General features: G+C 53.6%; 5 protein-coding genes and 1 pseudogene. 4 read left to right on the forward strand and 2 right to left on the reverse strand.

All coding sequences use genetic code 11. The features are described 5' to 3' along the window. The coding region (locus INT22_RS13735) for a hypothetical protein (RefSeq protein WP_226912728.1) at positions 1-394 on the forward strand (394 nt) is incomplete at its 5' end. Positions 395-417: 23 nt separating this feature from the next. Beyond that, positions 418-2,616, forward strand: coding sequence for a heavy metal translocating P-type ATPase (locus INT22_RS13740; protein WP_193060511.1), 2,199 nt, complete (start codon positions 418-420; stop codon positions 2,614-2,616). Positions 2,617-2,624: 8 nt separating this feature from the next. On the opposite strand, the gene INT22_RS13745 is transcribed toward INT22_RS13740, so the two are convergent. Then, entirely contained in the window at positions 2,625-2,924 is a 300-nt protein-coding gene (locus INT22_RS13745) for a winged helix-turn-helix domain-containing protein (RefSeq protein ID WP_193060512.1), read from the reverse strand. Between the two features lie 71 nt (positions 2,925-2,995). Here INT22_RS13745 and INT22_RS13750 point away from each other — a divergent pair, with 71 nt between their 5' ends. Both INT22_RS13750 and tyrS read left to right on the forward strand, forming a co-directional pair. After that, entirely contained in the window at positions 2,996-3,850 is an 855-nt protein-coding gene (locus tag INT22_RS13750) for a LuxR C-terminal-related transcriptional regulator (protein WP_193060513.1), read from the forward strand. 107 nt (positions 3,851-3,957) lie between these two features. Further along, entirely contained in the window at positions 3,958-5,226 is a 1,269-nt protein-coding gene (tyrS, locus tag INT22_RS13755) for a tyrosine--tRNA ligase (protein WP_193060514.1), read from the forward strand. On the opposite strand, the pseudogene INT22_RS13760 reads toward tyrS, so the two are convergent. Further along, positions 5,223-5,480, reverse strand: a pseudogene (locus tag INT22_RS13760) (PA0069 family radical SAM protein); the annotation flags it as partial. The gene tyrS and the pseudogene INT22_RS13760 sit on opposite strands and share 4 nt — an antisense overlap.

Raw genomic sequence — 5,480 nt, forward strand, 5'->3', positions numbered from 1 at the left:
TAGTCGGGGCGTTGGCGATACTGCCTCGGGTGATAGGAGGATAATGGTGATGGTACTACTACATTTTACTCATCCCATCCACTTAATTATCGGACTAACGCTATGGAGCCTATGGTTTGTGGCGGTTTATAGCGGCCTTTCAGTAGCCTGTGCGGTGGCGCCACCATCGCCAGAAGCGGGAGCGCTTACAGGTCTTAATGCCGCGCTAGGTGGTGTTAGTCTCATTACTGCCGTAGGGCTTGCGGCGCTTGCCTGGGGGAGTTGCCAAGTGGCGAAGCAGCATCAAGGTCGCCAGCGCTTTCATGCCACTGTCTCGGCATGGCTATATTTGTTTTCCGCTTTCGGTGTGGTGTTTGCGGGTATGCCGATTATCAGTGTGCCGCCTTGCCTATAAGTCATAACGCCCACGTTAGCTCGATGCCAGAAGACGATAAAACATCTAGCCATGACACACCCCTCTATACCCTGCATGGTATGTGGTGTACCAGCTGTGCTCTGGCAGTAGAGGGGGCGCTAGCACGTCTGCCTGGGGTCATCGACGTTAGCGTCCACTACCCCACGGCAACCGTGTGGGTGAAAGGTGCGCGAGAGGCTGTCGATCTGACGGAGCTTGCGCCGGTAGTCAAACGGCTGGGTTATCGGCTAACTGAATTAGAAGCCGTCGATGATGCCCATGATCGTCTTGAGCAGGAGAGCCGCTACCTTACCTTGCGGTTGTTAGTAGGCGCCGTATTCGGTATGTGGACCATGTTGGCATCACTGCTTATTTATGTGGGAGCGCTACCGAGCGCATCGATAGAGCAAGTGGTGGCGTGGATATCGGGTGCCTTTGCGCTACCCATAGTGGTGTATTCGGGCTTGCCGTTTTACCGAGCAGGCTGGCGCACGTTACTTGCCAAACGCCCAGGGATGGATGTGCTGGTTAGCCTTGGCGCGATCGGTGCAGTGAGTGTGTCGATTGGGTTGTTGTGGCGCGGCTCGTCGGAGGTGTATTTCGATACGGCGGTTATGCTGATTGTGTTGTTGCTCGTTGGGCGACTGGTAGAAACGCTGTGCCGCCACCGTGGGCTGAAAGCGCTGGATGCACTGGCATTGCCAGATGCGGCTATAAGCGCTTGGCAAAAGGGGGCCTGGGTCTTACTTCCTATTAATGATGTGGCCGCGGGTACGCGCGTTAAGCTAGCGCCGGGGGAGTTAGTGACGCTAGATGGCATTCTTGATGCTCCCGGTTGGATTGATACCGCCTCACTGACCGGTGAAAGCTTGCCACGTCACTTCAATGCAGGGCAGAGAGTGTATGCCGGCTGTCGCTACCTAGGCACGACACCACTGATAATGCAGGTCACTGCAGGGGTTGGTAAACGCCGATTGGATCGACTGCGTCATGAAATGCGCCGCTATCAGGCCCAAAAAGGGCAACTGCAGAAACTAGCCGACCGTTTTGCCGCCTGGTTAAGTCCTTTGGCACTTGTGCTCTCGCTAGTGACGCTGCTTGGTGCGCTACTCGTTGGATTGGGCTGGGAGGATGCATTGGTGCGTGCTCTCTCAGTGCTCGTGGTGGCATGCCCCTGTGCCGTTGGGCTGGCGGTGCCTTTGGCTAGTCTTGCCGGTAGCGGTCAGGCTATGCAACAAGGTATTGCGCTGCGTGACCCCGCCGCGCTAGAAATCTTGGCGCGTATTCGTTCAGTGGCGCTTGATAAAACCGGAACCTTAACGACAGGATGCCATGCGGTACTGCACTGGCAATCGCGGGCTGGCATTGATGAACACACGTTGCAGCACAAGCTAACTAATGCCGTTGCCGGGAGCGAACATCCGTTAGCGCAAGCATTGGCGCGCTGGTCTGGTGGCCAAGATGAACAAAGCTCTCAGCCTTGCATAGAAGATGTTGATGAATTCCCCGGGGAAGGACGCCGTGTTCGCCTTGTAAACGGTGAATGTCTGATGATAGGCAGCGCCGGTTGGCTGACACGACAGCAGGTTGATGTTCCTTCCCAAGCGGAAGAGGCCACGCTAGCTTTTGCTTCCCAGGTAATACTGGCGGATGAGTCAGGCTGGCTGGCGACGTTCTACCTAACCGATCAACCCGTAGACGATGCAGAGCTAAGCGTGAAGCGCCTGCTAGGGTCAGGTTATCTGGTTGCAATGATCAGTGGTGATCGTCAGGGCGCGGTTAGTTGGGTAGGTGAGCGTGTTGGTCTGGTGCGCGAAGCTTGCTATGCCCAGCGCTCTCCGGAAGCCAAGGCACGGCTATTACGCGGGTTACCATCGCCAACACTGTTTGTGGGAGATGGCGTAAACGATACGCTAAGCTTGGCGGCAGCAGACGCTGGCATTGCCCCACTGAGTGCCAGCGAAGCTGCCCGCGAGGGAGCATCCGCCCAGCTCATGACGCCAGGGATTGGTGGGGTAGTGAAATTGCTTAGCATTGCCAAGCGTACGCGGCGCGTTATGGAGCAAAATCTTTTCTTCTCGGCACTCTATAACACCCTGGCACTTGGCGTGGTCGTTGTCATGGCCATACCACCGTTGATCGCAGTACTCGCCATGGCAATAAGCTCGCTCAGCGTGACGCTTAACGCCGCACGATTAGCATGGTCAGAGCAGGAACAATGAGTCAGTGTTTAAGCGTAACCAAGAGACTGCTTTAGCCGTTCCGCATGAGCAGCAACCCAGCGAGGATCTATCGCCCCCCAGTCACGTATCTGGTAGTGGCCAATATTATGGCGCTCACCTTCGCCTTTCTCGAATACGCACTCGATATCCAGCTCCGCAAGTGAGGTGATAGTATCCTGCGCGGTACGACGAGGCATACCGGTGGCCTCAATTAATGCGGGCACGCTCGCGATACCTTGCTCAATTAAGTACGCTACATATAGACGGCGGTAAAAACTCGACTTGGTTTTGCTTAAAGCGGTGGTCATGCAATCTCCTGTTGAAGCGCAAAATAGCGGTAAAACGATGAAGCCAGCATAGCGGCGGGGTGGCGATGGTAATGGCAAATGATAGCTCGGTGCATAGTCAGGAAATAACGTTTTCGAACGAGCTTATTAACCAAGCGCTCGCAGGTGCCATCAGTACGTTGCGCACTATCCACTTTACCTCACATTTTACCAAGCTTCTGCGTACATTAGTTACCTTCGACTGTACTGTTATAGTGGGCTACCGACCCGCTAAACACCCTATTTATCTGTTCGACTCCCTACCGGAGCAGCGCGAACTACTGTTCCAGCGTTATTTGATGGATGCCTATCAGGAAGACCCATTTTTGCTACTGCTTGCCCAGCAACAAGAGCAAGGCGTTTTTAGCATCGAAGACACCTCTCTATTTAAGCGCGTTAGCGATACTTATCAGCAAGGTTTTAATCAGCAAACGGGCTGGCAGGATGAGGTATGCATTATCTTGCAACTGGGTGGTGAGGATTGGTTGGTGATATACCTGGGGAAATTAAGCGGTCCGGAAACTCAGCACACTGGCTTTACATGTGCCGATCGCGCTCGGCTAACCGGTTACCTGGGTGTGCTCTCCGCACTTTGCAAGCAGCATTGGCAAGTACCATTTCATCTTGCTAGCACGACAGTAAATAGTGACATAGCGGCAACGCTGCGCCAATCCGTCGAAAGCTTTGGGAAAGCACTACTAACTCCAAGAGAGCAGCAGGTTGCTGCATTGATGGTACAGGGGATGGATAGCCAGGAGATTGCTGAATACTTAGCGATAGGCCTCGGTACGGTTAAGAATCACCGCAAACGCATTTATGCCCAGTTGGGCGTTACCTCACTGAGTGAGCTATTCGGCCTGTTTCTCAATCATATCGTGGCGGCGTCAGCTAGGCCTGACTACCGCTGACCAATGCCTTTATCTCTATTATCGCTATTTGTCCCTATAGGGATATCGTACTTTATCTAGGTGCCCCTTAGCCTAATGCTATTAATTAATTGCAAAGGGGCAGCATCATGGACGCTACGGCATTATTGCAGGATCTGAAGCAACGTGGGCTGGTTGCGCAGTCGACGCATGAGCGGCAGGCGCTCAACGAGCTGCTCAGCACCCCGCAAACCATCTATTGTGGCTTCGACCCGACGGCGGGCAGCCTACACATTGGGCATCTAGTGCCACTATTGATGCTTAAGCGCTTTCAGGATGCCGGGCACCAGGGCATTGCCTTGGTTGGCGGCGCGACAGGCATGATTGGCGACCCTAGTTTCAAAGCCACCGAGCGATCGCTAAACTCTCCTGACACCGTTAAAGGCTGGGTGAAGTCGCTAGAAGAGCAGATCTACTGGCTGATGGCTGCGCATTTAGAGGCGCCGTTTAAGGTAGTCAACAACGCAGAATGGATGAGCGGAATCAATGTGATCGAGTTCTTCCGTGATGTGGGCAAGCACTTTTCCATGAATGCCATGATTAATCGGGAATCGGTCAAACAGCGGCTAGAGCGCCCCGACCAGGGAATGTCGTTCACCGAGTTTAGCTACGCACTACTGCAATCCTACGATTTTGCCTATTTAAACCGCACGCTGGGCTGCAGTTTGCAGATTGGCGGTAACGATCAGTGGGGCAATATTGTCAGCGGTATCGATTTAACCCGCCGTCTCAATGGTGGGCAGGTCATGGGGATGACGCTGCCGCTTATTACCAAGTCAGACGGTACCAAGTTCGGCAAAACCGAAAGTGGCACTGTATGGCTCGATCCAGCGCAAACGTCGCCCTATAACTTCTACCAGTTTTGGCTAAACACTGATGACAGCGACGTCTACCGTTTTTTACGCTACTACACCTTTATTAGCTGCGATGAGATTGACAAGATTGAAGCCAATGATCGAGCCGTGGCAGGTAAGCCCCAGGCACAAATGATACTGGCGGAAGCGGTCACTCGTTTCGTTCATGGTAATGAAGGGCTAAAAACCGCACAGCGCATTTCTCAAGTGCTCTTCAGCGGCAACGTAGCCACGCTAACGCAGCATGAACTTGAGCAACTAGCACTAGATGGTTTGCCATGTATCCAGATATCGCCAGAAGAGCCGTTAGATAGCGTACTCGTCAAAGGAGGTTTAGTTGGCTCTAAACGCCAAGCTCGTGAGCTGATTGAGCAGGGGGCAGTGCGCCTGAACGGCGAACGGGCTGTACAAACCCGCTTGGAGGAAAGCTTCGCGTTATTTGATACCTATTGGGTCGTACAAAAAGGCAAAAAGCACTTCTGCCTGTTTAAGCGCGCGTGCTAATAGAATAAATCCCCTTGCGCCCGTGGTGGTCGAAAGTCGCGGGTATTCAGGCCCTGTTCGGTGCGTGGCTGCATGTTCCACTGGCGGCTGGCGCGATTAAAGCGCTGGGCGATCAAGTCAGCAAAGACACCTTCACCACGGAAGCGTTTACCAAATTGTGCATCGTAGTTTTTGCCGCTTCGGCATTGGCGAATCAAGCTCATTACCTTAGCCGCTCGCTCGGGGTAGTGTGATCTTACCCAGCAACAGTGGAC

Source organism: Halomonas sp. 3D7M (genome assembly GCF_014897885.1).
GTDB lineage: Bacteria > Pseudomonadota > Gammaproteobacteria > Pseudomonadales > Halomonadaceae > Vreelandella.

Coding starts and splice junctions, on each gene's coding strand:
- INT22_RS13740 (WP_193060511.1), top strand. CDS start 418: ATGCCAGAAGACGATAAAACATCTAGCCATGACACACCCCTCTATACC.
- INT22_RS13750 (WP_193060513.1), top strand. CDS start 2,996: ATGGCAAATGATAGCTCGGTGCATAGTCAGGAAATAACGTTTTCGAAC.
- INT22_RS13745 (WP_193060512.1), bottom strand. CDS start 2,924: ATGACCACCGCTTTAAGCAAAACCAAGTCGAGTTTTTACCGCCGTCTA.
- tyrS (WP_193060514.1), top strand. CDS start 3,958: ATGGACGCTACGGCATTATTGCAGGATCTGAAGCAACGTGGGCTGGTT.